This is a genomic window from Psychrobacter sp. CX90 (assembly GCF_057396305.2).
Genome location: NZ_CM182008.1, coordinates 854,541 through 881,186 on the forward strand (window position 1 = coordinate 854,541; position 26,646 = coordinate 881,186).

Here is a 26,646-nt window from a genome sequence, read left to right on the forward strand (position 1 = left end):
TCATGAGTGCAATATTTAAGCAAAACCATGCCCAGCAATGTGAAGCATGGAGTCAGCTAAGCGCCGAAAACCGTGCTGCTATATTACGTGACGCTAGCGGTAAATTAGCAGAGTTAACCAGCGATTCAGCTAAGGCTGATAAACTAATCAATCATTTGCTTATGCAATCACACCGCTTAGATGAAGTAACCAGACTGACCGGTGCAACCGGAGAATCTAACGATTTTTACGCTAGTGCGCGTGGAAAAACAATGATAGTTGGTACCGAAAATGCGGAGACTATACCTGTATTAGGTCAGCTTGTGGCAGCTCTGTTAGCAGGTAATGAAGTGATTTTGCATTATCCAACGGCCCCCTCTTTTTGCCAGCAGGCCTTGGATATTTTGCAACAGTGTGGAATGCTTCCAGAAGTAATGAGCGTGGCTAATGACTCTCAACTGAACGTCTTATTACATATGAATCGATTGGCTTTAGTAGCTGCTGTCGGTACGTTTGACGAGACGATGTCTATTAGCCAAACGTTGGCAGAAACGGGAGGTATATTAACTCAGCTGGTCAGTGTGATCGATACACAAGCGTGCCGTGAGATGTTTGAACCTGAGTATCTTGAACGTTTTACAACTGAGCGTGTTAAGACAGTTAATACTACAGCCATCGGTGGTAATGCAAGTTTGATTGAGTTGGGAATGGGTTAGCATATTTTTTAGGTCAGTTGCTTATGGCATATCCTCATTTAGATTATGAGGGTAAAAGTCAGATAAATTAACGTCAAACACGAATAATTTCGAATAAAATAGTGGCATATTGGTTAGAAATGAGACACAGTTTGGCGCTAATTTAGCCATTTTTTACTCCTAAACTGCCAAGTGTTGTCAGTAAGGGTACACCCTAAATATTTATTGTTGAATTTAAAAAAGAGCGCTTAGTTCAAACTGAATTGAACGCTTGCGCTCCTTTTAGAGTTGGCTACATCTTTAGAGAGATATCAAAAAAAGAAGTTCTTTCATAAAGTTCGTAGCTTAAATTAGGAGCTTAAAACTGAACATTTAACCCCAAAGAAATATTACGTCCCATTTGCGGTACAAATGATAAAAATGAGTTGTGCACATAAATCTCTTCATCCAATACGTTGTTGGCGCGTAAGGAAAGGGTGTAGTCTAAGGGATTTTTTGCGTTGCCCCATGTGTTTTTGTAATCCAGCCCTAGGTTTAATAATGAGTAGCCTTTGGTGGCGTTTTCAGGGACTTTGGTGACTTTGAGTAAGTCTTCATCTTTGGGTATTCTGGCCACTGTCGCTGTCGAGGTTTTGTCTTGGGTAAAGACTCGGGTGAAGTCAAGCGAAGTTGACCAGTTGTCATTGTATTCGTTGTTTAAGCGAAAGCCTAAGCGTAGTGGCGACATACGTGGTGCATTACGCTCTGGGCGATCTACCTTGTCGATTCCAATCACTTCATAGTCAGTATAAGCACACCTTTCTTCATAATCTGCATCACCTGGGTTTGCGCCACAGAACTCTGGAGGATCATATTTAGTTATTTCTTCATAAATTTTGTTGCCATATACTGGCGCAAAACCGTAGAGCTTGCCACGCACATAGTCACCAAATACAGTAGCGCTATGCCCAGGTAGATATTCATAGCCCACTTCTGCTTCTAAGCCTTGGATTTTGGCTTTGGATTGGGTCATGCGTCGAAGATATAAGTTGCCGTCTTTATGTAGGTTTTCGGCATGGACATAGTTGTCAAAGTGATTGCTGTAGGCACTGGCTTTGTAGTGCCATTTATCGTTATCAAACTGAATGCCTAGCTCAATGTTATCTGATTTTTCTTTATCTAAGTCTTTATTACCGTATAGAAATGAGTTAGTCGCTAAGTTTTTACCGTGATAGTAAAGCTCCATTGGCGTGGGTAAACGCTCATTGTGCGAGTATGAGAGATCCAAACGATATTCTGGGGTAATGTCCCAGATAGTGCCTAGCGCATAAGAGAAAGCAGACTCTTCATAAGGGGTTAAATCTGGCATTTCTGGTTCTGAAAGCTGACTATGCAGCTTGTTTTGAGATTTTATTGCCTCTAGGTCATAAGTGATAGGTATTTTTGATTTCTCATAACGCAGACCTGCTTCAAATAGCCAGTCATTGAGCTTATATTGCTCAACACCAAACAGGCTAAATTGACGCTGAGTATTTTCAACCAAAAGGCGACGGTTTTCAGCACGTTCTTCTTTAGAAGGTATCAATGCACTGCTTTTGTGAGATTGGCCTTGAATACCCCAGACTCCTTGCAAATGCTCGGTTGGTGTATGATAGGCTTGCAACTTGGCATTGTAACCTTGGTTGTCGAAATAAGAGGGGTTGGCCTTAACAAAGACGCTACCTTGAGCGGGATCTGGGATAGTTTTGCCGTGGTCTTGCTCTTCATGGTGGTAGTTGTGATACGCAACATCCAATCGGACTTTGTCGATAGCGGTTAGGGGGTTTAGTAGCTCACCTTGTAAATAGTAGCTTTTGCTATTCATATCTACCCAAGGTCCAGCTTGTGTATGATCGTGGTTATGCCCAAACGGATGATCATGGCTATGTCCAGGGTCCATTTCATGATCGGTACCACAATGGAAATGGAAAGAGTCAACTAAATCATCATCCCCCATTAAATGCGGATAGACGTTCAGATAAGGGCGATTTTTGCCAATACCTAGGAAGTTTAGCACATGCCCACCACATGAATCGTATTTGTGGTTGTGACCGACTAAGCCATAGTTGTCATGGCGCTCACTATAGGCAACGCCAATATGACCTTGATCCCCGATGTAAGATAAACCAACAGTGCCTACATTAGATTTGTTATGTGAGTCGGGTAGGTAGTTAAGCTTTTCAGCAAGATTAATCTCAGGTACTTCATAGTTATTGGCTTTACGTGACAGGCCTTCCACTCGTAGTGCGACATTGTCTGTCAATCCAAGTGTTACCCCTGCTGTCGCTACTTTTTCATCATTATTCTCATTAAAACGTAGTGTTGCTTCCCCTGTATAACCATCGCTTGGGATTTCCGTTGGGATACGCCCATCTACGACGTTAATCACGCCGGCAGGCGAGGCAGTGCTATAGAGTAGAGTAGATGCACCACGTATCAACTCTACTCTATCGGCAAGTAACGTATCTACCCCGACGGCATGATCTGGCGATAGGGTAGACATGTCTATTGCATCCATCCCGTTTTGTAATATTTTGACACGCACCCCCTCTTGGCCTCTTACGACAGGGGCGGAGGCACCCCCGCCAAACGGATTGCTATGTACCCCAAGCTCATCTGATAATGCGTTGCCTAGCGTCGCAGAACGATGACGTAACTTTTCATTGCTGACTACCACATCACTGGCTTTTTGCGCATTATCAAACGCAAGGCTGGTAGGCGCTATAGGTGCAGCAGTGACTGTAATGGTATTTAGTACGGCAACTGGATCTTCGGAGTCGCCTAAGGATCTTTTAACTTGGTTATTAGCTTCAGCAGCTTGTGCCATCATAATGATGCATATTGAAAGCGTTAAAGGTGTTTTTTTCATGATGATTTCTATCGCCAAAAAAGTAATTTAGACTATTTCAATTAGGGCTACCTTTTGTTTCTACTATGACAAACAAAAGATGAGTCAAATGAGCCATATTTAACGGTATGTTATACTATAACAAAAAATATAAAATGCAATACTTTCAAAGATATTAAGAGTACATATTGACTATTAATTTTAAGAGGTATAATTTTTTATCAAAGTCTTCGTTAATGGTAATAGGAGCTAGTTCAATTAAACGTTAAAATAATCGAAGAGAAGGGGGATAAAAACACATAGGTAGAGTCAACACAACAATGATTAATGTGCTCGAATCTAATATATGTCAATAATCTAATGGCTTAAATTCTAAATAACATTTAAATGATTTGTGAAAGATGAGTATTGAGTAACGATAATCGATGAAAATAAACCCTCTTAATTTATAATAAAATACATCTAATAATAAAAGTACTCTTGTAAAGTTGTGTAAAATTGCTTAATCTCCCAATTAAATATATGAAGAGTATAGCGCACATATGGAATCACTCTCTTTCCTTCCAGTTACGCTGGCATCAGTTTTAGCATCATTTTCCAACCCCAGTGTCCCTCATGAACAAGCCGTAATCAGTACTCATATTAGCCCTGAGATAGCAGGGTTATGGGAGCTTGATTTGCAAAGTATTCCTAAAGTAGCTGCTGGCACTGCTCACTTTGATGTAGATAGAGACAATAAAGAAGCACCTGTTTTGGAGGGGAATTCAAATATAACGACTGATAATGAGCGTCTTAAGTTCAAACCTAAAGTTCTAATGCTTTCCCAAAGCAGAAAAATAAGGTCAAAAGGAGTCTCTACTCAAGGGACCCCTTGCCGAGAACGCTATAATTTTGCCGCTGATAATGAGGTTTTAACGACTAGTGGTGCAGAATGGACGTATGGTGAATATATTTATCAGCACCAGAACGAAGGTCTACCTATCATTGCAATTAGTACGATTTATGATAATAATAAAACCGATTGTAGTGGTAAACGTATTGATCAAACAGGTGATGCGATGATCGCCTATGTCGACTATAAGCCAAGTAAAAATGAGATGCGGTGGTGTACAGATCAATTAGGCAATGAGTGTTTCATGACTTTCCGTAAACTAATACCCTAAATAAATTCAATAGATAAAATAAAACAATAGCGTAAATAAATAGCCACAATACTTGTTGTGGCTTTCTTATACCTGCTATATTAATTAACAATATATCAGCCGCCATTAATAAAATTTTTATCTCAATAAATCCGAAAGTTATCAACGTTCTTAAATCCATAGTTTTTGATACTTGCATCTGTTTGTTGGCTTTTGAATTTGGCATAACTTTACAATCATATGAAACATAATTTATGAAACAAGCAACTGCACTTGATATTTTAAAGACAGGCGAAAATGTTTTTTTAACTGGCTCTGCTGGTTCTGGTAAAACATATACACTGAATCAATATATCCATTATCTGAGAGCAAGAAAAGTAGCGGTAGCGACCACCGCCAGCACTGGTATTGCTGCCACACATATGAATGGTATAACAATTCATAGTTGGTCTGGTATTGGTATAAAAGATGAGCTATCTGACCATGACTTGGCCAACTTGGCACGTAAGCAAGTTTTAAAAGATCGTATTAAAGAAACCTCTGTGCTCATTATAGATGAAATATCAATGCTTCATGCCAAACAGCTCAATCTGGTTGATCAAGTTTTAAAGCATATCAGAAATAGCAATAAACCTTTTGGTGGCATTCAAGTTGTTGTTGCAGGAGACTTTTTTCAGTTACCTCCTGTTGGTAGTCGAGGCGAAACTAATCGAGATAAATTTGCCTTCATGTCAGAAGCGTGGCTAGATGCTCAATTTAAAATATGTTATTTATCTGAACAGCATAGACAGCTAGCGGATAATGGCGAAGATAATAAAAAGCTCTCGCTTGATAGTATTTTAAATCAAATTCGAGCACAAGAGGTTAGTACTGAGGCAATAGTAGCTCTGCAAAATACCTTTAATCAAGATATTGACATGAGCCGAACTCGGCTTTACACACATAATGTTAACGTTAATAAAATTAACGAGAAAGAACTGGCTCAATTGCAAGGAGAGGCGGCTACTTACAATGCAATAGCTTTTGGAGACGCTAAACTCGTTGAAAATTTAAAAAAGACCGTCCGTACCAGTGAAGCGCTTACCTTAAAGGTTGGCGCTAAAGTAATGTTCATTAAAAATAATAATGAGCTCAGCGTCTCAAATGGTACGATGGGTGAACTTATTGGATTTGTGGCTATAAAACCGAGCAAGTCTACCTTAAAAAATGGCAAAATTCATAGCAATAGATCAGATGATTTAGATGACGCGGAGGGCTTAGATGATTTGGATAAGTTAGTAGAGACAGATAGCTTTGAGGATGCTGACGTTGACGTTCCTCAAAAAGAAGCAGCTTCTCCTATTAAATATCCAATCGTGAAACTTAATACGGGTAGACAAATAGTAGTAGAGCCAGAAGAGTGGGTCATAGAGGATGAGCATGGCGACGTCCTAGCTAGCTACTCGCAAATTCCGCTAGGATTAGCCTGGGCGATAACCATCCACAAATCACAAGGCATGACCTTAGATGCTGCTGAAATTGATTTGTCAAAAACATTTGAGCTTGGTCAAGGTTATGTTGCCTTGTCTCGTTTAAAGTCACTTGAGGGTTTGAAGCTTTTGGGTATGAACGATCTCAGTTTGAGATTAGATCCATTGGCGCGTGGTGCTGATGTGAGATTTAAAGAATTGTCGCAAGACGTAGAAGCGTCTTTTATCGAGGCAAAAAAGGATGATCTAACAGAATTGCACAATATATTTGTGCTAAAGTCAGGTGGAAATCTTAGTAAAGCAAGTATAAAAGCGTATGAATCACAACACAAAAACCGGTTAAAGAAGCAGGCGAAAAGTCTTGCTCAAAAAGATAAGCTAAGTAATCAATTAAGTGATCACTCAGAGAGCACGTTGATGGCAACACGAATACTGCTTGAAGAGAGCCTTAGCATTGCTGAAATAGCGCAGAGCAGGGGATTAGCCCAATCTACTATTATGGGTCATATCTCAAAGCTAAAGCGCCAAGACCCCACCTTAAACTGTGAGCATTTACGACCAGATGAGCAAGTCATTAAAAAGGTATGTGATGCAGTTAATGCTATTATCACAGTAGGGGACCCAAATGACTTTCGTAGTAGTGATGTAGAGCATGATCATGAATATGCTGTTACTGCAACCACCCAACAGTTTAATAAAGATCGAATTAAAATACGTCCTATCTATGACTATCTAAAAGAAGAAATAGACTATAATATCATTCGCCTAGCACTGATTTTTATGGAATAAACTTCTGCCATTTTATATTTATTAGGCACTCGTTTAGACTCCCATAATTAACATCATATTAAGTTGTCTCTATGTTGCCACAATCATACAAACCCGTTCCAAATTTCGAATCTAGTACTAAAGAGAATATATCAGATTGTACCCCGATCCGGATCGCAATCAATGGATTTGGGCGTATTGGACGCAATGTTTTGCGGGCATTGTTGGAACGATTTGAAGTATTGGGTAGGTCAGTTCATATTGTGGCCATAAACGACATCGCCGATAAAGAGACCTTGCTGCACTTACTGAACTATGACAGCACTCATGGTAGATTGAGTCGACTAGGAGTTACGGCAGAACTGAATACCGATGGTAGTCAGCTATGCTTAAGCAAAGGCAACAAATCATATTGTATTCATCTATTTTCCAAGAAACATCCAGAGCAACTGCCGTGGAAACCGCTTAAAGTAGATGTGGTCTTAGAGTGTACCGGCTATTTTAGATCCTATGAAGATGCCAGTAAGCACATTAAAGCGGGCGCTAAACAAGTTATTGTCGGTGCTGCACCCTTTGACGAAGTAGATGCTTGTATTGTCATGGGTGTGAACGATATAGAACTAACTAGAACGCCACCTGTTATATCCAGTGTATCTTGTACGACTCAGGCGCTGGTACCTTTGATTTATGTGCTGGATGAGGCTTTTGCTACAAAGTCTGTGATGATGACGGAGATACATGCAGTAACTGCAGATCAAAATGTATTAGACCAACCTCACCGTGATAAGCGCCGGGCTAGGGCATCTGGTCATAACATCATTCCTACGACTTCAAGCAGTATCGCGGCAACGGAGCGCACATTGCCGCATATGCTGGGTAAAATTAATGGCCACTCTATCCGTGTGCCAACAATAGATGTTGCCGCAATAGATGTGACCTTTGTTTTTGATACTGAGGTCACTATTGATGAAGTAAGAAGTGTACTAAAGTCTGCTTGTGAACCATCAAGTAGACTATACGGTATCATGGGTTATACCGATGAGCCACTGGTTTCTAGTGATTTTATACACCAATCAGAGTCTTTAATTATTGATGGACAGCAGCTTATGCAAGCAGGTAATCAAATAAAAGTTTTTGCATGGTATGACAATGAGTGGGGGTATGCCAATCGCTTACTTGATATGTGTTTGCATTTGCAACAAGCAGGGTAATGCACAAATTCAATGACCTGACATAGGGTTTTAAATAAAGCTTAAAATGCAATAGGGCAGGGCAACTAAGTCCGTTTAAAGATGGCGGTAGATTTAAGTTTATCTTAGGTAAATCCGCTTTAAGTCTTGTGAAAATAGTCCAAATAGTTACTATAGTCGATCTTGCCTAAAAACAAAAAAATAAAAGTGTTAAAAGTAACCGAGCGTAGATAGTAAAGTTGCACATCAAGCAAGGTAATAAAATAACTGTTTAAAATTACTTTCAAGAGTGAATTTAAATATAGGAATAAATTTTTAATTTTAAGACATGAAAAAAAGGCCAACTTATTTAATAAGTTGGCCTTTTTAGTATATGGCGGAGTCGGAGAGATTCGAACTCTCGAAGGGCTATGAACCCTTGCCGGTTTTCAAGACCGGTGCATTCAACCGCTCTGCCACGACTCCGTAGGTGCAGTATTATAGAGCGTTTCAAATATAATGCAAGGGGTAATTAAACTTTTTTAGAAAGTTTTTATTAACTTAGATTCTATAGTAGGGTACAACCCTTGATAGAGATGAACGTTTATAGCCGCTAAATAAGTTATTTAATTTAAAAAATTACCGGGATAGTTGATGTGATAATTAACTTAGGGATTTAGCTTTAGTATAGCTTTCAAGCAGAAATAATGGGATGGTTCTAGGTTATAAAGATACATCAAAGATAGGGTAAAATCCGAATTGAAAAAAGCCTGAAACTTTGATACCTCAAGCTTTAGATTTTCTAGTTTGTATATAAAAGTGAATATGGGATTAGCATGTGTTTTGAGCTACTTTTCCTCAAACTGCTCCTCTAAAAGGCACTTACTACTACAGTCAGTATGAGTATCAATAATGGCTTCTTCAATAATAGCTTCGCTCACACCTTTAGCACGTAAATTTTCGATAAATACTTCATCATCAGCAAGTGTGTATCCGGCGTGGTCACGATCTAGGCCTTCACGAATATACAGCCGAATTAAACCTTGTATACGCCTAAAATTATGAAGCTTTGCTGTCTCCTCAAGCATCTCAATCATCTCTTCAGATAATTTGAGGCTGACAGGACGTTTAATTTTTTGAGGATGGCCTGAATATTTATTACGTATGTGAGGGGGTATTATAGACATACTAAATCCAAATGGTTTTATTTCATCTATTATAGAGTAAATAGAACATAACTTAAACTGATACTACAAAACTTAGTATAGTCTTGTTTGCAATAGCATCATAGAGACGTTTTAGATAACTGAAGTTTTAGATAACTATTGTGAGAAACACAAATGGGAAAAACAAAAAAAGCCCTAATATTGAATTAGGACTTTTATAGAATATGGCTCCCTAACCTGGGCTCGAACCAGGGACACACGGATTAACAGTCCGATGCTCTACCAACTGAGCTATTAGGGAATAACTTAAGAGATATACTGATTTAATCAGTGACGTCTCATCTAAGTGGAGGCTATTCTAGCCAAGCTTAGAGTAGGTGTCAACCCCCTACGCTAATAAATATTACCATTTAAGCTGTTTTCTCAGTTATTGGGGTTAATGGTAGTGTGCGGTGCACTCCTATTAGCCATATTATTGTTGCTATTACTGGTATAGCTTGAGGTACTGTCTTCTGCTTTATCGATTGCCTTTTCTATTCGATTGTGAACCACATCGGGCAATTCTAATTCATGTAAGCTAGCACTGGCAGGGTTTGTATTAATAGAGGTTTTATTTGAAGCGGGTCTAGGGGTGCTGTGATTATCAGTATTCTTACCGTTCATAGGCGAGTCTTCAACAGGTTTAAATTGAGAGTCTACCAGTGTGCGAGTTAACGCATTAATATCTCCTCCACCAGATAGTCCAAGCTCACCTAGCAGGTGATCAATAAGCGGCGCTTGGCTACGATAGCGGAGGGCAGAGCTAACCACTTCATCAGCCAAAGAGCCACTGTTTGAACTGCTGTTGGTAAGATTGACACCTGAATCAGAACCGCCCATCTTACCGCCCACTTGCAATATCTTAATACCATCAATGTTTTCGATAGGCTTAACAGATTCAGCAATGATGGAAGGCAGGCGTTCAAGTAAGGCTAAGCGTACTTGCATATCTATTTGATCTGGAGATAGGGTATTGGCAGCATTATTGATTGCTTCATTGCCTTCCGCCTCTACTCGATATTGCTCGGCTTTGGCCTTAGCAATTACCAGCTGTGCATCAGCCTCACCTTGTGCAATTAAGCGTTGTTTATCTGCTTGAGCTTGCGCTTCAATGCGAACAGCTTCAGCCCGATCAGTAGCAGCAATTTTATCAGCCTGCGCCGCTACTTTAATATCAATGGCGTCTTTTTCAGCATCTTCAGAAGCTTTAATCAGCTGTACTGCTTTAGCACGTTCAGCAATTTCACGTTCTCTAACTGTCGTAACGTTCTCAGCTTCTTGTACTGCTAGGGCACGGGCTTTATCTGCTTCAGCTTTCGCGACAGATTCTGAACGAGATTTTTCAGCTACCGCAATTTGACGTTCTTGTTCAGCAAGTTCAATAGCTTTTTGACGTTCTATATTGGCCTGCTCTAAGGCTTGCTCTTTAATAATGTCTTGGTTTTTGATATCACGCTCTGCATTAATGCGTTTAAGGTCAATCTCACGCTGAGCAGCAATTTTAGCTTCTTCGGCTTCACGCTGTTTCATGCTTTCTTCGGTAGCAATATTTGAAGATTGCTCCGCGCGACGAATGGATATCTCACGCTCTTGTTCAAGTTTTGCATATTCTTCTTCACGAACGATATCAATACGGCTACGCTCAGCTTCTAAATTTTTGGTTTTTATTGCCAAATCGGTTTCTTGTTCAATATCGTTACGTAGCTTTAAACGGTCTTGAATGGTTTTGGTTAGGCGAGTCATACCTTCAGCATCAAAAGCATTTTGGGGATTAAAATATTCAAATTTAGTTTGATCTAGACCGGTAAGCGACACGGTTTCTAGCTCCAACCCGTTCTTTGACAAATCTTCTGACACTGCGCGCTGAACACGCTGAACAAAGTCGACACGTTTTTCATGCAGTTCTTCCATTTGCATTTCGGCAGCGACGGCTCGAAGTGCGTCGACAAATTTACCCTCTACTAAGTTTTTAAGCTCATCAGGCGCCATTGTTTTCATACCTAATGTTTGTGCAGCAGTGGCGATAGATTCTTTGAGGGGACTAACACGCACATAAAACTCAGCCTTGACATCTACCCGCATACGGTCTTTGGTAATCAATGCCTCTTCATTGGCACGGCGAACCTCAAGGCGTAGGGTATTCATATTGACAGGGATAACTTCATGCAGTACAGGCAGTACAAATGCACCTCCATTTAATATAACGCGCTCACCACCCATACCTGTACGTACGAATGACACCTCTTTACTCGCGCGTGTATACAGTCGGGTTAAAATAAAACCAATGAGCAGTAATAAAACAAAAATAACACCAGCAATAATGGCGTATGTGATTAAACCTGACATATAGAATCCTTTTTGAATAAGTATTTGAAGTTTTTATAGTTATTAACTGTTATTGAAGGCAAGACCAATTAAGCGTTATATTTATTAAGGCAAACGTAACTAAGGGCAATAGTAGTTCAGGACAGTAGTGTTTAAAATAATGCCTATAAGATAAAAGCAATAAATGGAGTAATAAAGTATAGACATCTATAAATGTAGTGTATTTAATTAGATTTAGACTTTTTTTACTAAATAACGTTCGCCAACTTTTTGGGTAATGATTAAGGTATCTTCTGCATAGATCTTGCTTAACTCACTGATATTAGGGATAGACAAATGGGACGGATCTGATACTGATGGTAACGCTGTCTTATCATGGAGATATTTAGGGTCTGGTTCTACCATGATATAGTGAGTCTGACCATGCTTGTCTACTGTTTTGGCTTGAGCAGGACTGCCAATAGTAGCGTGACCAATTAATATATTAGCAGGACGCCCTACTAATGACTTACCACTAACAGCAGTGGTTTCATCTTTAGGAAGTATAGGATAAAGAAGTGCAGCTAAAATTTTAAGTACAGGGATACTAATCACTACAGCATCAAGACTGGCAAGCCAAGGGGAGAGATAATGACCTAAAGTTAATAACGACACTTGCTGCAATAGAATACCAGTGATACAAAAGCTACCCATAAATAAAATGAGTAGAATCATAGTAGGGATGCGGCCAACATACAGCCAATCTAAAGCTTTTAATCCCAAACTTATATCACTGTTAAAATCTATATCAACATCTGTATCAAAGTCTGCCTCTAGCAGTGAATCGGGCACGAGATTGTCTAAAAAACCGCTTAACCCCCCAAAAAAGAAGCCAAGCATTTCAACGATGAGCAATATGAGTAAAACGAGTCCGGATACAATAAAAGGTGCAAAAGCAGGGGAGTCAAAAAGTGGCCACATGAGGTATCTAATAAAATTGTGTAAGGTAGACTATAAAAGACTTATTATTTAAAGAATATTAACTTGAATATGAATATTATAAAAGTATTAATTAATTATAAGAGATCGAGGTAATAGTAGTTTAGCTTAAATTTTATACGATAAGGAAATAATTTACAGACACATTTAACTGAGGGTTTAAATGAACCCCCTTGTTTTGGGCACAAAAAATTTTGGGCATAAAAAAAAGCCCTTATCATCAGATAAGGGCTTTGGCATACGCCATAAACGGGACATAAATCTTTGACTAGCTAAAAAACTATCTAGAATTTGGCTCCCTAACCTGGGCTCGAACCAGGGACACACGGATTAACAGTCCGATGCTCTACCAACTGAGCTATTAGGGAATAACTAATTTAACGCGACAATGAATGTACTGATTACGTTAAGTGGGGCGTATTCTAGCAGATACAGTTATTCAGTCAAGCTTTTTTTTAACAAATTTATCTATTTCCTGTAAGAGATATTTCCTGTAAATTTATTCATGTTCTTAAACGACTTAGCATAGTCAATATATCAATAGATATCCTACATTTAACCAATAAGGGTAAAGGATAGGCTTATGGTAATTTAAATACTGTAAATTAAAATCGCAATTTTTACACTCTAAATCATAGATTAATTACAGCCTAGCTTATTAAGCTTCAACCGTTCAAAAGAAATAAAACATAGATTTACTCAATTAAGTATAATAACCATATTAAGTATTTAAAGCGTGTTAAGTACTCGCAAATAGTTAATTTAAATGCCATGTTCGAATGTTTACCCGCCCTATAAAAATGTTATTTGACTTAGCAATAGAATTAAGGATTACTATGCCACAACGCAATACCACGTCTACAGCCAAAAAAGCGCCAGTACAACATGAGCTTTATATGTCAATTTTAATGACACCCGACATGGCCAATTTTACCGGTAATGTTCATGGTGGCGATTTACTTAAGATGTTAGATCAGGTGGCATATGCATGTGCGACAAGATATAGCGGGAATTATGTGGTTACTTTATCGGTCGATCAGGTTATGTTTTTAGAACCGATTTATGTCGGTGAGTTGGTAACCTTCGCCGCTACTGTAAATTATGTGGGTAAGACTTCGATGGAGGTTGGAATAAGAGTTGAAGCAGAAAATATTCAACAGCGAACGGTTCGCCATACAAACAGCTGCTATTTCACAATGGTGGCCGTAGATAAAAATGGTAAGCCAACCGAAGTTCCGAAGCTTAATATTAAGACACCATTACAAGAATGCCGATTTGAAGCAGCCATTGAACGGAAGCAGTTACGTAAAATTCAGGCTAAACGTCCAAGCTGTGATATTGATACTATAAAAGATAAATAAAGTAAAAATAGAATGAACGCTTTCTACATATAATAACGTTAAAAGGCATAAAAAAATGAAAATCTTACAAAATACAGTGTTAGCTTTTATCATGGGTATTGGAGTCGTGTCGTTACCCGCTTATGCTAATACGCCAACGGATACTTCTTTAACCAAGCTCATGACAGTTATGCAGATAGATAAAATGATGACTGAAATGCTGGGCGATGGAAGCAACATGATGCCAATGTTGACTGAATCTATGATAAAGAATGACTCATTAGATGGTTTGACTGAGTACCAACGAGAACAAACCACTAAAATTATTGCTAAATATACCCAAATGTTAGTTAATCAAAGTAGTAAAGAATTAACCAAAATTACTAGAGATAGTTTTGTAAAAGCTGCAAAAAATTACTATACCCAAGAAGAGGTGGATGCTCAAATAGACTTTTATTCCAGCCCGATTGGTCAGAGTATTATGAACAAACAATCAAAACTAATGCAAGACTATATGATGGATTCAATGCCAAAAGCCATGCAAACTTTGGAAAATAGCATGGATGCTATACTACCTAAAATGATTAAAGAGCTTGAGGCATTAGAAGCAGAGTCGCAGTAAGAGATTAATAATACTATTAAATAAAAAGCTATAAGAATTAAATAAAAAGCTAAAAGAGGCAGTACTAAAAGAGGTAGTAGGGTATTTAACTACCTCTCTATTAGTCAAATTAAGCGTACAGATTAAAGATTCTGTTTGGGCTTTGGTACCGCCATCAAAAATTCATTGCGTGCTTGAGCATCCGTTTGAAACACACCCAGCATAGAGGTGGTACGAGTGCTAGATTGTTGTTTATTAACCCCGCGCATCATCATGCACATATGAGCAGCATCCATGACCACAGCCACACCTCGGCAACCCGTGACTTGTTCAATGGCTTCGGCGACTTGTTTGGTCAGGTTTTCCTGAATTTGTAAGCGGCGGGCGTACATATCAATAATACGGGCTACTTTTGACAGACCGAGTACTTTGCCATCAGGAAGATAGGCGACGTGTGCCACACCATAAAAGGGTAGTATGTGGTGCTCACAGAGTGAGTAAAACTCAATATTTTGCACCATAACCATCTCACGGTTATCCGTAGGGAAAACAGCATTGTTGGTTACTTCTTCAAGTGTTTCGTGATAGCCTTTGGTTAGATAATCAAAAGCTTTGGCCGCTCGAACTGGCGTATCCAATAAGCCAGGACGGCGCATATTCTCGCCCGTAGACTCGATCAGAGTAAAGTAATTATCAGCGTTTGGAACTTTTATAGAATTTGAATTAGACATGGTCTCAAATGACAAAATTAAAAAGATGCTATAGCTTAACTTCTTAAACTAAATTGTAAAGTACTTTGTAAAAAAAGATGTTAGTATTTACTTATTCAGTGTACACTTGTTACAAACTGGGTGGAAACAATGCTTAATTTCTAGTTTCTATCTTTAGTTTCTCTACTATGGTTATTATCCATTGTTTTTATCTCTAACAGTTAACAGATACGGAAGCAGGAGCGAGGATGTTATTACAAGGTAAACGTTTTGTGGTTACTGGGATTGCCAGTAAATTATCAATTGCTTGGTCAATTGCTGAGGCGCTACAGAGAGAAGGCGCATCGCTGATTTTGACCTATCCTAATGATAAAATGAAAAAGCGTGTAGAAAAAGCAGCCGAGCAGTTTAATGCGGATATGGTGTTGTCTTGTGATGTGGCATCTGATGATGAGATTAATGCTTGTTTTGCCGAGGTTGCTAAGCATTGGCCTGATGGTATAGATGGTGTGGTACATGCAATTGGCTTTGCTCCGGGAGACCAGTTAGATGGCGACTTTACTGAAGTCACTACGCGAGAGGGTAGTGCGATCGCGCATGATATCTCTGCTTATAGCTTTGTTGCTTTAGCTAAGGCGTCGCGTTCGTTATTAGCACAGCGTCATGGCTCACTACTGACATTGACCTACGAGGGCAGTGTTTCAGTCTTACCAAACTATAATGTTATGGGGATGGCAAAAGCTAGTCTTGAGGCTTCTGTGCGCTATTTAGCAGCATCACTGGGTGGTGAGGGTATTCGTGTTAATGCGATTTCTGCTGGACCGATTCGTACACTAGCAGCAAGCGGTATTAAATCGTTCCGTAAGCTACTTGATGTGAATGCGAAAATTGCGCCACTACAACGTAACGTCAGCCAAATGGAAGTGGGTAATGCCGCTTTATTCTTATTATCGCCTTGGGCATCTGGCATTACTGGCGAGATACTCTTTGTCGATGGTGGTTTTAATACTGTAGCCATTAGTGAGCAATTGCTCATAGAGGAAAGCGAATAAGTTTTTTATGACAACCCCAGTGGTTATAATTCAAGTTTAATAAGTGGGTTACCATAAAAACCAAAAAAAAGACGTTGCTTAAGCAACGTCTTTTTTTTGGTTTTTATAACGGCTATTTCATAGAAAGTTGCTATTCAAAGTCATCTTCATCGTCGTCATGCTTTTCATGTTCATGCAGACCTTTCATCATCTCGAGCGGAGAATCATCTGTACGTTGCTGATCTTTTTCATCTAAATGGTCTTGATTAATGTCATTACGAGCCATTTTAGTCGTTTTGCAAGGTTGATTAGGCATTTTAAATCTCCATTTCCATTAAAGTCGATGAGTATCCTAAATCGACAGAACACCCTTATTATAAAACGAAAATCATAAACTTGTGTTTACAAATGTAAACTTAGAAAACTTTAATGTTAGTGTTCAAGTGTAAGCAGGTAGAGTAGGTACTTAATCTGAGCGGTAACTTGATTTATAAAGTTTATGTTTTAAGAGGGTAAAAACGGCTTTATTTATATGCAATGCTGTTTAATACCTTACTTTTATCGTCATAATGACAATTAGGATTCACTCTAATAATGCGTAGAAGATTTAGTTGTTACTAATTGATATAGATCCTTTAATAATCTAGCCAAACCCAACCATTTTCTAGCCACGTCATGATGGTTTGCGTATTAATTAGTGTATCAGTATCTACAAATATATCTTGAGCCGTTAGAGAGTTGCCATCGGCAAGACATTTTAACAATTGCATTTCACACTCGTCGATATTATCCAGATGTTGACCATTTGCATAAACAGCTAGACCCTGATTCCATTCAGTATAAATCAATCGACTGCTATAATCAGGATGTAAACTAGCCCCATTCGCTAATGCCAGTTCCAGCTCATGACTATCGATGGTTTCTTCTGGAATGAGTAGGTCATATTGACGCTTGCTAACCACCTCACTAACCGCTTGTTTAATAAGACTATCGCCCTGTTCAGATTTCAACATACCTAATAGTTGGGCTTTTATTTGTTCAATGCTTGATTCATCAAGCTTACCTGAGGGCTGAATACCTTGCTCAAGGTTTAAAGGTATAAATAAGTTTTCCTCAGAGGTCGACAGATCAGCAACGCTATCGAGAATTTGCATTAGATTAGGACGGCGAAAGCCAAAAGAAAAGGTTAGGCAGTCATCCTCAGCAACACCATAATGGGCAAGTTTTGGGGGTACATATAGGACATCCCCAGGTGCTAACACCTCATCAAAAATAATGTCTCCCATATCATCAAAAATTCGAATGGGTTGGTTTTGAATAAACTCAGTGGTGGCATCGCAAAACTTACCCAGTTGCCAGCGGCGTTGACCATAACCCTGTGCTAAAAAAACATCATAGTCATCATAATGCTTACCAACTGAGCCACCTTTTGGTGCATATGACACCATAATATCGTCTCTTTGCCATTGCGGAATAAAGTTGAAGGCATTCCATAACTGCCCAAGCTCAGGTGACCATTGCTCAAGGTTCTGAACCAGCACGGTCCATTTTTCTGTTAATTCAGAAAAGATATCTTCACTCAAAGGGCTTTGGGTCACTCTCCAAATATATTCAGAGTCTTTTTTGGGTGAGCTTTGAGGCACTTTGCTTTGAGTGATAAGGCGAGCGGTGGCATCTTCCTCTAAAGCAAGGCCTAAAATATCTTCGGGTTCAAACATACCGGCAAGCTGGGGTAAACCCTGCTTGATGAGCAGAGGTTTCTTTCGCCAATATTCTGCTAAAAACTGATCGGCACTTAAGTCATTTGGTAAGCAAAAATTCATAAGTTATCGCTTTAATTGAGATTAATGAGTGATTATACACCGCAATGTCATGAATATGAATTTGTCTGAATTAACACTATAGGAGAGTATAAGAAAGCGAGCACATCGCTGCCTAACGGAAGCAGCAACACTATGAAATATATTTATGGTATGGAGTCTGATTATTGAGAAAGCTGATCATATGGCTATCTTATATATAGGAAAAGCTAGGGCTTGTGAGTAGAGGTTAATTCTAAAGTTGAGGGTTCTTGGGGTTCTATAGGAGATATTGAGGTGTTTAGACCTCCATTACTTTTGTTATGATAGTGTCCAAACTCATAATTAATTTTATTATCTCTAATCTCGCCAATAAATAATCGATGGATATTAGCATGCAAGTATTTCCAGCCAGTTTTAAAGTAGCCGTCTTGTTTTAGTCGTCTTGGATCAAATGAAAATGTAATGGGTAACATTCTAAATTTGGTAACTTTACTGGCTCTGTTAACATAGTCACAGTCTTCGCACAAAGTAATGGTTTCATCAAACCCATTGATGACTTTGTGAATGGTCTTAGTGGAAAACATACAGGCGCCAATAGCGGTAGGAAATAAGAATTGAGTGATATAAATACCGGCATTGAAAATTTTATAGCCTAAAAAGAAATGTTTGGGTAAGCCCTTCGCCGATAGATAAACAGCGGCGACTTCAAGCTTTTGGTTATCAAGATAATCGAGTGCATCGGCGATAAAATGAGCAGGCAAGCGAACGTCAGCATCTAAAAAAAGCAATCGTTCGTAATTAGCGAGGTTAGCTCCTGTATTACGACCTAAACAAACCCCTCTCTTTTGCATTTTATATATGGTTAGCCTAGATAGGCTACTGCTATAACGCTGAGCAATATCGCAGGTGCCATCTTCACTATTGGAGTCGACTAAAATCACTTCAAAATTCTGATGTGATTGCTGACACAAATCAGAAAGCAAATTCCCAATACGTTCAGCTTCATTCAAGGTAATGATTATAATACTAATGGGAGTCATGGCACATTCCTATAGTCGAAAATAGCTACCGTAACCCCATGATACTTATTAATTGTGTCGATTTGATTATACGGTGTCATTTGATGAGACCGTTTTGCGTCTGTGTTATAGTCACTGAGTAAAATATGATATGTGGCAGTAAAATACTGACTTGAACAGACTCTAGTTCTCAAGTTAGTGAATTTTTAGAATAAAATGAGACAATACGAGGCAGCATTAAGTTAAAAGCTCGGGTTAAATAGTCATTCTATTTAATCCGAATTTTAACGAAGTACGAGCTTATTTTAGGCTAAAATAGCAAATTGTAGGTTGTGAATATAGGCTCTTATTTCGTCGAACAAGTTGTTCAATAAGTTGTTAGTCTAAAATGTAAATGTGATACTATTTGCGTATGTTTAGTTTTTGTAGAACAGATAAGTTTCAACCTCATTTAATATGGGCAGCGCTATTTTTCCGAGATATTGCCAATTTTTCTGACTAAACATTTTCGTTAGCAGTAATATCAGTGTGAATGACCAAAAAACCGCGTATTACCAAAATAGTTTTGGTCAGTGTTACGATTGAATGTTCAACAGCCATAATCTACGCACTTTAAATTCAAAAGCCTTAGCTCTAAAAGGCTTATATTTAAAGGCTTGTATTGAAAGGCTATAAATTATTAATTAAGAGACGATATATAAAATGAATTCAAATTACCCTATAAAATCTATTAAACAAATCTCATTCTTAGTATTAATAGCCAGTACATTATTAATGCAAGGTTGTGTGCATAAAATTGTGACAGTACCTGCTAAAGTCGCTTATAAAACAACCAAAGGTGTGGTAAAAGGCACAGTTGCAGTTGGTAAGGCAATTATTCCTGGCAACAGTGACGATGAAGATGATAATAAAAAGAAGTAATAACCGTTTGGTTTAATGTTCAAAAAGCGCTTACTAAAGTTTAGTAAGCGTTTTTTATTATGTGAGAATAGGTTGTCTATAGCTTGTTAATCCACTCGTCAATAGCAAGTGCTTGCTCGACTGCATTACCAATATAGGTTGCCGGTGTCAGCTCACGTAGGCGTTTTTTGTCCACATCGCTGACATTACCAAGCTCATCGCTATCGACAAACTCAAGCATGGCTTCACGAGTCATCGCTTGGCCTCGGGTCAGCGCCTTAAGTTTTTCGTATGGGTTTTCAACACGGTAACGACGCATAACTGTTTGAATGGGTTCTGCCAAGACCTCTTGAGCGTTATCAAGGTCACTATCTAGCTTTTCAGGGTTTACTTCAAGTTTATCAATACCTTTTAAACAGGCATCATAGGCAATAATGCTTTGAGCAAGCCCCACACCTATATTGCGCAACACTGTTGAGTCGGATAAATCTCGCTGCATACGAGAAATCGGTAGTTTTTCACCTAAGTGAGCCAACATCGCATTGGCAACCCCTAGATTACCCTCCGAATTTTCGAAGTCTATTGGGTTTACTTTATGCGGCATAGTAGAAGAGCCGACTTCGCCTTCTTTCAATTTTTGTTTGAAATAGCCCAAACTGATGTACTGCCAAATGTCACGATTGAAATCAATCAATATCGTATTAAAGCGGCGTACAGCATCAAATAATTCTGCTATATAATCATGAGGCTCAATTTGAGTGGTATATGGGTTAAATGTAAGCCCCAGCCGTTGAGTAATAAATTGTTGGGCATGAGCTACCCAATCAACTTCGGGGTAAGCAGAGAGGTGGGCATTGTAATTACCAACAGCGCCGTTTATCTTCCCTAAAAGCTCAACGTGTTCAACTTGCTTAATTTGGCGGGCTAGACGATAAGCCACATTCGCCATTTCTTTTCCCAGTGTCGTTGGGCTTGCAGTTTGACCGTGGGTGCGTGACAGCATTGGTTGATTGGCATGTGCTTTTGCTAAAGCAACTGTAGCATCGGTAACGGCTTGTAATTTAGCGACTAGGATTTCACGGCTATCTTTTAACATAATGGCATAAGATAGGTTGTTAATGTCCTCAGAAGTACAAGCGAAGTGGATAAACTCTAAACTGTCTTCAAGTTGGGTATTGCCACGAAACTTATCTTTAATAAAGTATTCGACTGCTTTTACATCATGGTTGGTTGTTTTTTCAATATCTTTAATCGCTTGCGCGTCTGCTTCACTAAAATTTTCAACGATGTCATCTAAAAATGCGTTGGTTTTTGCATCGAAATTATTAAGTTCGGCAATGGCCTTATTTTCGGCTAAAGACTGAAGCCAGCGAATCTCTACCGTAACCCTTGCTTTTATTAAGCCAAATTCTGACAAGTGAGTACGAAGTGAATCCGCTTTGCTGGCATAGCGGCCATCGATGGGGGAAAGAGCAGTTAGAGCAGATAAAGAGAGTGACATAAATATCCTTCAAGGTTTATGATAAGTTTAAAATAGGCGTTAATGAATCTATGTGTTAATTATAACAAGAAAGTGACTCGGGTAATGGCAATCGGTGGATTAACTTTGCCTATAAATATTGGGGCTGAAGTAGATAAGGGTTAAATATCACACCATTTTCTCAGAATTTTAAGCTGATTAGATGGTGACCCATAGTTAAATCTAAACTCACACTCTTTTAAAAACAAGTGGAAGTTCTTTTTATCTATTCCATTATATTTCTAAGAATACATCTAGATTGATTCCAGAAGTTTTCAATGCCATTGATGTGGTTACGACCTTGAGCAAACTCTTTATAATGATTTACTCTAAAATGCTTAAATTCGCTCACATCCAAGGCGTTATAACTACGATAGTTATCGGTATAAACAAAGCTGTCAGGCTTTATTTTACGCTTAATAACAGGCATTAGATATCATCTACAACAACGGTATAAACCTTACCGTTTCGTTTTAAAATGCCAAATACGGCGGTCTTACCAGCAGCATCTCGACCTCTTTTACCTTTGCGTACACCACCAAAGTAACTTTCGTCTAATTCGACTTTAACGTCAAAGACGTCATCTGCTTCAAGAGATAAATAATACTCAATAACGAGTCTTATTTTATGGTAAAAAAGTGCCGCTGTATTGGGTTGAATACCTAGCAAATCAGCTGCTGTTCGAGCCGTTACTTCAGCGGTATAAAACTTAAGTAGTCTTAACTGTGTGTTTTTACTTAATTTACAACAGGTTAGCCTAATTGTAGAGGCCTAGCATAGTGCTTGTCTATTACAGCCACTAAAGTAAATATGTGCTTTGTAGAAGGTGGTAGCTTTAAAATGGGAGGATTTGGTTGTAAGCTAGATTGGATAGAGGGGCATATTTGCTTAGAGATGCAGACAATGAGCCGTTACACAAAGTGACTTTGGATACCTTTAGCATGGATACTTATAAAGCGACTTAAGGTAGTCTCTTTGCGCTTACTATAAATGGCATAAGTCATTATTTAGACAACTCTTCACAGTTGCCGATTTCATCTAAATTTTTAGATAAAGGTCATGCTTGATAGATATCATTATTACTTAGTATAGGGTTGCTAATATCATCTCCTAATACTGCAGTGTTGTCCTGTTCAGGGCTGATGGCAGCGATATATTGATTGGTATTTCCATGGTTAATATAGATATCATATCTAGGGTCTGTGTTTTTAGCAATTTCAGTTCCTTTTAGGTATTCTGATTGTGGTTGGACTTTATGTCTCATTTCTAAGTATAAATCAACATATGGGCTGACTGCTTTAATTCTCCAGTTACTGCCAGAATTAATATGATTGAGCACACTTTTTTCATTCGCCATAAGTATACCGTAATTTCAAAAACGCATAATATCCCCTCAATTTATGCCAAGATTACTTTTTTCATTTAAAGGGGAATATGCTGTAATACATTTTGCCATTCATGTTTTAGCTACTAGTCAGTCCATCTCCACAAAAGCAGGGTCGTTTAAATCTTTAAGTTTAGGCTTGGTTAAGAAGATAGGATAGCCAAGCTCAGTGATAAACTGCCCTTGCTCTGGATCAATAGGTGCCTTTGAAAACTGATAAGCCCCATCTAAGGCAATCTTTTTATCGTCTTTAATTAGATAGCTGTCTTGCAAGATTAAGTCCTTATTAAACTCAAGGTGCAACGTTGCAAAGTCATTAGGGCTGGCAGCTTGGTCATTAGTAGACAGTGAACGGTTGGGGTAAAGCGCTTCAAAGTAACTAAAGAAGCGATTCAGGTTAGGGTCTTGATAGTAAGGTTGATAATAATCATCTCTTAGTGCTTTAGCGGACCATTTGGGTCTTGGGTACAAATGTACCTCAAGTCCTGTACGCTCACCTGTTTCTGGATTCGTTGCCCAAGTTTTAATGGTATGAGGCACAGATTTTAGCTGCTTATTATGGATGTAAAACTGATCATCAAGTATGGCGTATTTTTCAGTGTTAGCAAACTCGGCATAATACTCGCCATTCCATTCTTGACCATCAATAGTGACTGATAGATTCCAAGGATATTTAGTTTGCATCTTTTTGTACCAGTCTGATGAGATGCTCCACTCTCCTGATTGCCACTTTTTATAAGCGTCAGGGTATCTGTCTTTAAACTCTAAATGATACTCATTCTCTTCTTTTCTTTCTTGATAGGCGTTATAGCTCATATATAAGTATTCATCAGCACTAGAAATAGGTCTTCCTTCCAGTGTTTTAGGATCAGGTTCAATAGGCGTGGCTTGAAAGGAGGCTACTTCTACACGTCCCGCCCGACCAGTAACGAAAACAATAACCCAGCCCTTTGGTGCAAACGCAAGTTCTATATCATCATAGTTACTATCTCTCTCACCTGACTCTATAATCCAAGGATTGCTATCTTGCATCTTTTTATAATGACTGGTCATCAGTGAATATATTTTATCTGTCGGTAGAGGATGCTCGCCTTGATAGTAGTGATTGGTTATTACATCTAAGTAAGTAACACGTACCTTATCTGGTAATGGCTGCTCAAACTCATTACCACCTAGTGGTCTGGCACCATAGCCCCACCTACCTGTACCCCCGTCAAGAGAGCGTAGCCAAGTACCGTCATCTAAATAAAAGCTGGTACTGTAACTTTGAACCTTGTTTGACTTTTGTAAGCTAACTTCGTTATAAAAATTATTCTTTTTATATAGCGTATAGCTAGCGCTGGATAATGCAGCACCCCATTCTACAACTTTGTTATCCTTCATTTTTTTATCCTGATATAAAGAGACAAACGCCATCGTTAACAGTGATAAGACTGCAATAATGGCAAGCTTTAAGATGGTAGGGTAGTGTCGTATCTTCATAAGATTAACTCGGTTATATGTTAGCCATGGATGTTTTTTCTTCTTGGAATGCCGCTCTTTAGTCTAATTGTGCTTGATCACAAAGATATTTAAAAATCCTTAAAAACGGACTGATCATACTGGTCTGGATTGGCAGCAGCGTAGAAGGTTGGGCTGTTATAGTCGTCCATATTGCTATACGTATCATAAAATGGCTCGGTATTCTTAACTACTTCGATGCCTTTAGGGTAGATGGGTTGTACTTTTTAAGCTTTATAGTAACCTTATCAATCTTAAACCTCATTTAATATAATCACTTAGATAATCATAATAAAATATGAGTATAATTCCTTTAACTTGTCAACAAAATATAGCTGTAGCCGTTATGAATGCAAAACTTTTGTTTGTATCCTTATTTATCCTACCTTTATGTACTATGACTGCCTGTGCTCAGGAGCCAACACCTAAATTAGATAGCAACGGTATACCGCAAACCCGAGACAACCTCACGGTAGAAGAACAACAGCAACTAGATGACTTTTTAGCCCAGCAAAAGAAAAACATGCGCTTTATAGAAGGCGGCAGTTTTGAGATGGGCGACTTTGGTCATAAGCTTGATTGGACAGAGGGGTTGCCTTTATTAGGATATGCAGATAATAAGCCATTACATAAAGTTACGCTTGATAGCTTTAGTATGACTGCTTATAAAGCTACTTATTCTGACTTTGACGTTTATAGCATGGCGACAGGACAAGAAAAAATAGGTATGCAAAAGGTAACTATTGGCGTGCGTCAGCCTAATGCCGCCGCAGGTATTAATTGGCAAACGGCGCAGCACTATTGTCAGTGGTTGGGACAACAACTTGACGTACCTATGAGTCTACCAACCGAAGCGCAATGGGAGTACGCGGCGCGTAACAAAGGAGAGTATGTTTTATTTCCAACCGATACAGGCAAGATTGATCCCGGACGTAATATGTGGACCTATGAACAAAAAAGTGAGTTAAGTGAAAAATATAAAGCAGCTTTAGCCGTACCTATGGTAGGCCTTTATCCTCCAAATCCTTTAGGGCTGTATGATATGATCAATCAAAATTACGAATGGATGCTAGATTGGTATGATCCTAAGTATTATAGCAACAGTCCAGAACATAACCCACAAGGGCCTGAGACGGGTACTGAGAAAGTATTAAGAAGTGTGAATGCTAATGAAGGCTCAGCGAGTAATGTGCATGTAGGTGGTCCAGTTACAATTGAGCGATATCAAAAAGAGCCTGATCCTCCGTCTCTTGAAATTGCTCCTAAAGCCAATCAAAATGCATTCACTTCCACTCGTTGTGTGGCTAATTTAGGTAAACCAATGTCATAAACATTATTGATATCTGACGTGTTAGACGTCATAAGTATTGTCATTTCTATGAATTGTTAATTCATCCCTATAATTATTAAAGACAGACTGATCATACTGGTCTGGATCGGCAGCAGCGTAGAAATTTGGACTGGTATAGTCGTACATATTGCTATACGTATCATAAAATGGCTCGGTATTCTTAACCACTTCGATGCCTTTAGCGTAGTTAAGAACATGTATAATTACATTTAATTAACTCTGACTCTCTTAACGGCTATTCAATAGACTGTTTTCTAGCATGTATATCAGGGATTATGCCACCATTATTGGTTTTATATTGTTTAATAAAATACCTGCCATGTCTATCAGTGACTTTAATAGTAATTAATCTATTAGGTACAGGATCGTCTGTTATATTCACTAAACTTGTTTTAATAGTTGAACCATCACCTTTATATCTGTACCAATTGAAATCATCATTTTCGGTTCCAGCTATATAAACCCTTTCTAGTTAGTTAAAATTCCAATCTGGAGTTTCTCTATATTTTCTTGGGGATTTTATATGCAAAGCATTTTGAGCCTTTGGGCTATAATATAATGTAATCATTCCAGTTTCATCAGGAATACTATTGTCATAGATTGGTTTCACTAATTGCACTATTCTCGTACTTAATTTATTTAATTTACCATTACTCATTGAGTTGTATACATTTTTATAATTAGGGCTACTAGCTCTATCTGTATAGGCGTCGTATCCTGAGTACTTAATTACTTCAAAAGCATTTTTTCTAGAACGCCATTCTCTAAAACCAATACGAGTAATTATAGATCTTGCAACTGTTTTAATAGCCTCATCACTTGAACCTCCAGCTTCGCCTGCAATAGTGCTACAGTATACTTTAAACTCTTCACTATAAGACATATTCGTATTT

23 protein-coding genes, 3 tRNA genes and 1 pseudogene are annotated in these 26,646 nt (G+C 38.6%); 9 read left to right on the forward strand and 18 right to left on the reverse strand.

All coding sequences use genetic code 11. The annotated features are described in order from the left end of the window. Positions 1 to 2: 2 nt before the first annotated feature. Positions 3 to 695 carry a 1-pyrroline-5-carboxylate dehydrogenase gene (locus AC2SLN_RS03395; protein WP_486548595.1) on the forward strand — a complete coding sequence of 231 codons (693 nt, stop codon included), beginning with the start codon at positions 3 to 5 and terminating at the stop codon, positions 693 to 695. Positions 696 to 716: 21 nt separating this feature from the next. On the opposite strand, the gene AC2SLN_RS03400 is transcribed toward AC2SLN_RS03395, so the two are convergent. Continuing rightward, positions 717 to 845 carry a hypothetical protein gene (locus AC2SLN_RS03400; protein ID WP_486548594.1) on the reverse strand — a complete coding sequence of 43 codons (129 nt, stop codon included), beginning with the start codon at positions 843 to 845 and terminating at the stop codon, positions 717 to 719. Positions 846 to 1,032: 187 nt separating this feature from the next. Then, complete coding sequence (locus tag AC2SLN_RS03405) at positions 1,033 to 3,561, reverse strand: TonB-dependent receptor (protein ID WP_486548593.1); 2,529 nt, start codon at positions 3,559 to 3,561, stop codon at positions 1,033 to 1,035. A 521-nt stretch (positions 3,562 to 4,082) separates the two neighbouring features. Between AC2SLN_RS03405 and AC2SLN_RS03410 the strand changes: the two genes are divergently transcribed. From AC2SLN_RS03410 to AC2SLN_RS03420, 3 genes are all read left to right on the forward strand, one after another. Continuing rightward, a complete protein-coding gene (locus AC2SLN_RS03410; RefSeq protein WP_486548592.1) occupies positions 4,083 to 4,703 on the forward strand; it encodes a hypothetical protein in 621 nt (206 codons plus the stop codon). 233 nt (positions 4,704 to 4,936) lie between these two features. Further along, a complete protein-coding gene (locus AC2SLN_RS03415) occupies positions 4,937 to 6,940 on the forward strand; it encodes a DEAD/DEAH box helicase (protein ID WP_486548591.1) in 2,004 nt (667 codons plus the stop codon). 71 nt (positions 6,941 to 7,011) lie between these two features. Continuing rightward, entirely contained in the window at positions 7,012 to 8,130 is a 1,119-nt protein-coding gene (locus AC2SLN_RS03420; protein WP_486548590.1) for a type I glyceraldehyde-3-phosphate dehydrogenase, read from the forward strand. A 353-nt stretch (positions 8,131 to 8,483) separates the two neighbouring features. On the opposite strand, the gene AC2SLN_RS03425 is transcribed toward AC2SLN_RS03420, so the two are convergent. The 6 genes from AC2SLN_RS03425 to AC2SLN_RS03450 form a co-directional block, all read right to left on the reverse strand. Next, positions 8,484 to 8,574: transfer RNA gene (locus AC2SLN_RS03425), tRNA-Ser, on the reverse strand. Between the two features lie 362 nt (positions 8,575 to 8,936). Then, the gene (locus AC2SLN_RS03430; RefSeq protein ID WP_486531869.1) at positions 8,937 to 9,269 is read right to left on the reverse strand and encodes a CopG family transcriptional regulator; all 333 of its coding nucleotides are present in this window, start codon (positions 9,267 to 9,269) and stop codon (positions 8,937 to 8,939) included. Between the two features lie 210 nt (positions 9,270 to 9,479). Then, positions 9,480 to 9,555: transfer RNA gene (locus tag AC2SLN_RS03435), tRNA-Asn, on the reverse strand. 122 nt (positions 9,556 to 9,677) lie between these two features. Then, the gene (locus AC2SLN_RS03440) at positions 9,678 to 11,639 is read right to left on the reverse strand and encodes a flotillin family protein (RefSeq protein ID WP_486548589.1); all 1,962 of its coding nucleotides are present in this window, start codon (positions 11,637 to 11,639) and stop codon (positions 9,678 to 9,680) included. A 213-nt stretch (positions 11,640 to 11,852) separates the two neighbouring features. After that, complete coding sequence (locus tag AC2SLN_RS03445; RefSeq protein ID WP_486548588.1) at positions 11,853 to 12,578, reverse strand: OB-fold-containig protein; 726 nt, start codon at positions 12,576 to 12,578, stop codon at positions 11,853 to 11,855. A 310-nt stretch (positions 12,579 to 12,888) separates the two neighbouring features. Further along, positions 12,889 to 12,964: transfer RNA gene (locus AC2SLN_RS03450), tRNA-Asn, on the reverse strand. A gap of 468 nt (positions 12,965 to 13,432) precedes the next feature. On the opposite strand from AC2SLN_RS03450, the gene AC2SLN_RS03455 reads away from it, so the two are divergent. Beyond that, the gene (locus AC2SLN_RS03455; protein WP_486531842.1) at positions 13,433 to 13,957 is read left to right on the forward strand and encodes an acyl-CoA thioesterase; all 525 of its coding nucleotides are present in this window, start codon (positions 13,433 to 13,435) and stop codon (positions 13,955 to 13,957) included. 55 nt (positions 13,958 to 14,012) lie between these two features. Next, positions 14,013 to 14,558 (forward strand): DUF2059 domain-containing protein, encoded by a 546-nt coding sequence (locus AC2SLN_RS03460; RefSeq protein ID WP_486548587.1) that lies wholly within the window; start codon positions 14,013 to 14,015, stop codon positions 14,556 to 14,558. 122 nt (positions 14,559 to 14,680) lie between these two features. On the opposite strand, the gene folE is transcribed toward AC2SLN_RS03460, so the two are convergent. Further along, a complete protein-coding gene (gene folE, locus AC2SLN_RS03465) occupies positions 14,681 to 15,268 on the reverse strand; it encodes a GTP cyclohydrolase I FolE (RefSeq protein ID WP_486548586.1) in 588 nt (195 codons plus the stop codon). Between the two features lie 227 nt (positions 15,269 to 15,495). Here folE and AC2SLN_RS03470 point away from each other — a divergent pair, with 227 nt between their 5' ends. Continuing rightward, positions 15,496 to 16,299: an enoyl-ACP reductase FabI gene (locus tag AC2SLN_RS03470; protein ID WP_486531837.1), complete on the forward strand. Its 804-nt coding sequence runs from the start codon at positions 15,496 to 15,498 to the stop codon at positions 16,297 to 16,299. A 130-nt stretch (positions 16,300 to 16,429) separates the two neighbouring features. On the opposite strand, the gene AC2SLN_RS03475 is transcribed toward AC2SLN_RS03470, so the two are convergent. The 3 genes from AC2SLN_RS03475 to AC2SLN_RS03485 form a co-directional block, all read right to left on the reverse strand. Then, a complete protein-coding gene (locus AC2SLN_RS03475) occupies positions 16,430 to 16,594 on the reverse strand; it encodes a hypothetical protein (RefSeq protein WP_486531835.1) in 165 nt (54 codons plus the stop codon). Positions 16,595 to 16,913: 319 nt separating this feature from the next. Continuing rightward, entirely contained in the window at positions 16,914 to 18,101 is a 1,188-nt protein-coding gene (locus AC2SLN_RS03480) for a JmjC domain-containing protein (RefSeq protein WP_486548585.1), read from the reverse strand. A gap of 206 nt (positions 18,102 to 18,307) precedes the next feature. Then, positions 18,308 to 19,120 carry a glycosyltransferase gene (locus AC2SLN_RS03485; protein ID WP_486548584.1) on the reverse strand — a complete coding sequence of 271 codons (813 nt, stop codon included), beginning with the start codon at positions 19,118 to 19,120 and terminating at the stop codon, positions 18,308 to 18,310. 681 nt (positions 19,121 to 19,801) lie between these two features. Between AC2SLN_RS03485 and AC2SLN_RS03490 the strand changes: the two genes are divergently transcribed. Next, positions 19,802 to 20,020, forward strand: coding sequence for an NF038104 family lipoprotein (locus AC2SLN_RS03490; RefSeq protein WP_486548583.1), 219 nt, complete (start codon positions 19,802 to 19,804; stop codon positions 20,018 to 20,020). 76 nt (positions 20,021 to 20,096) lie between these two features. Here the strand turns inward: AC2SLN_RS03490 and purB are convergent, their stop codons facing one another. The 4 genes and pseudogenes from purB to AC2SLN_RS03510 all read right to left on the reverse strand — a co-directional run bounded on the left by purB (position 20,097) and on the right by AC2SLN_RS03510 (position 24,384). Further along, positions 20,097 to 21,500 carry an adenylosuccinate lyase gene (gene purB / locus AC2SLN_RS03495; RefSeq protein WP_486548582.1) on the reverse strand — a complete coding sequence of 468 codons (1,404 nt, stop codon included), beginning with the start codon at positions 21,498 to 21,500 and terminating at the stop codon, positions 20,097 to 20,099. A 140-nt stretch (positions 21,501 to 21,640) separates the two neighbouring features. Continuing rightward, positions 21,641 to 22,280 (reverse strand): annotated as a pseudogene (locus AC2SLN_RS03500) (IS1595 family transposase). A gap of 295 nt (positions 22,281 to 22,575) precedes the next feature. Then, positions 22,576 to 22,875, reverse strand: coding sequence for a hypothetical protein (locus tag AC2SLN_RS03505; protein WP_486548581.1), 300 nt, complete (start codon positions 22,873 to 22,875; stop codon positions 22,576 to 22,578). 117 nt (positions 22,876 to 22,992) lie between these two features. After that, entirely contained in the window at positions 22,993 to 24,384 is a 1,392-nt protein-coding gene (locus AC2SLN_RS03510; RefSeq protein WP_495057353.1) for a DUF2931 family protein, read from the reverse strand. Positions 24,385 to 24,748: 364 nt separating this feature from the next. On the opposite strand from AC2SLN_RS03510, the gene AC2SLN_RS03515 reads away from it, so the two are divergent. Then, the gene (locus AC2SLN_RS03515) at positions 24,749 to 25,732 is read left to right on the forward strand and encodes a formylglycine-generating enzyme family protein (protein ID WP_486550951.1); all 984 of its coding nucleotides are present in this window, start codon (positions 24,749 to 24,751) and stop codon (positions 25,730 to 25,732) included. 21 nt (positions 25,733 to 25,753) lie between these two features. On the opposite strand, the gene AC2SLN_RS03520 is transcribed toward AC2SLN_RS03515, so the two are convergent. Both AC2SLN_RS03520 and AC2SLN_RS03525 read right to left on the reverse strand, forming a co-directional pair. Beyond that, on the reverse strand, positions 25,754 to 25,921 hold the full coding sequence (locus AC2SLN_RS03520; protein WP_486550950.1) for a hypothetical protein: 168 nt from the start codon (positions 25,919 to 25,921) through the stop codon (positions 25,754 to 25,756). A gap of 304 nt (positions 25,922 to 26,225) precedes the next feature. After that, a complete protein-coding gene (locus AC2SLN_RS03525; protein ID WP_486550948.1) occupies positions 26,226 to 26,636 on the reverse strand; it encodes a hypothetical protein in 411 nt (136 codons plus the stop codon). Positions 26,637 to 26,646: the final 10 nt, after the last annotated feature.

Excerpts from the sequence above, each read along its gene's own strand:
- AC2SLN_RS03395 (WP_486548595.1), top strand. The coding sequence starts at position 3 with ATGAGTGCAATATTTAAGCAAAACCATGCCCAGCAATGTGAAGCATGG.
- AC2SLN_RS03400 (WP_486548594.1), bottom strand. The coding sequence starts at position 845 with ATGGCTAAATTAGCGCCAAACTGTGTCTCATTTCTAACCAATATGCCA.
- AC2SLN_RS03405 (WP_486548593.1), bottom strand. The coding sequence starts at position 3,561 with ATGAAAAAAACACCTTTAACGCTTTCAATATGCATCATTATGATGGCA.
- AC2SLN_RS03410 (WP_486548592.1), top strand. The coding sequence starts at position 4,083 with ATGGAATCACTCTCTTTCCTTCCAGTTACGCTGGCATCAGTTTTAGCA.
- AC2SLN_RS03415 (WP_486548591.1), top strand. The coding sequence starts at position 4,937 with ATGAAACAAGCAACTGCACTTGATATTTTAAAGACAGGCGAAAATGTT.
- AC2SLN_RS03420 (WP_486548590.1), top strand. The coding sequence starts at position 7,012 with ATGTTGCCACAATCATACAAACCCGTTCCAAATTTCGAATCTAGTACT.
- AC2SLN_RS03440 (WP_486548589.1), bottom strand. The coding sequence starts at position 11,639 with ATGTCAGGTTTAATCACATACGCCATTATTGCTGGTGTTATTTTTGTT.
- AC2SLN_RS03445 (WP_486548588.1), bottom strand. The coding sequence starts at position 12,578 with ATGTGGCCACTTTTTGACTCCCCTGCTTTTGCACCTTTTATTGTATCC.
- AC2SLN_RS03455 (WP_486531842.1), top strand. The coding sequence starts at position 13,433 with ATGCCACAACGCAATACCACGTCTACAGCCAAAAAAGCGCCAGTACAA.
- AC2SLN_RS03460 (WP_486548587.1), top strand. The coding sequence starts at position 14,013 with ATGAAAATCTTACAAAATACAGTGTTAGCTTTTATCATGGGTATTGGA.
- folE (WP_486548586.1), bottom strand. The coding sequence starts at position 15,268 with ATGTCTAATTCAAATTCTATAAAAGTTCCAAACGCTGATAATTACTTT.
- AC2SLN_RS03470 (WP_486531837.1), top strand. The coding sequence starts at position 15,496 with ATGTTATTACAAGGTAAACGTTTTGTGGTTACTGGGATTGCCAGTAAA.
- AC2SLN_RS03475 (WP_486531835.1), bottom strand. The coding sequence starts at position 16,594 with ATGCCTAATCAACCTTGCAAAACGACTAAAATGGCTCGTAATGACATT.
- AC2SLN_RS03480 (WP_486548585.1), bottom strand. The coding sequence starts at position 18,101 with ATGAATTTTTGCTTACCAAATGACTTAAGTGCCGATCAGTTTTTAGCA.
- AC2SLN_RS03485 (WP_486548584.1), bottom strand. The coding sequence starts at position 19,120 with ATGACTCCCATTAGTATTATAATCATTACCTTGAATGAAGCTGAACGT.
- AC2SLN_RS03490 (WP_486548583.1), top strand. The coding sequence starts at position 19,802 with ATGAATTCAAATTACCCTATAAAATCTATTAAACAAATCTCATTCTTA.
- purB (WP_486548582.1), bottom strand. The coding sequence starts at position 21,500 with ATGTCACTCTCTTTATCTGCTCTAACTGCTCTTTCCCCCATCGATGGC.
- AC2SLN_RS03505 (WP_486548581.1), bottom strand. The coding sequence starts at position 22,875 with ATGGCGAATGAAAAAAGTGTGCTCAATCATATTAATTCTGGCAGTAAC.
- AC2SLN_RS03510 (WP_495057353.1), bottom strand. The coding sequence starts at position 24,384 with ATGAAGATACGACACTACCCTACCATCTTAAAGCTTGCCATTATTGCA.
- AC2SLN_RS03515 (WP_486550951.1), top strand. The coding sequence starts at position 24,749 with ATGAATGCAAAACTTTTGTTTGTATCCTTATTTATCCTACCTTTATGT.
- AC2SLN_RS03525 (WP_486550948.1), bottom strand. The coding sequence starts at position 26,636 with ATGTCTTATAGTGAAGAGTTTAAAGTATACTGTAGCACTATTGCAGGC.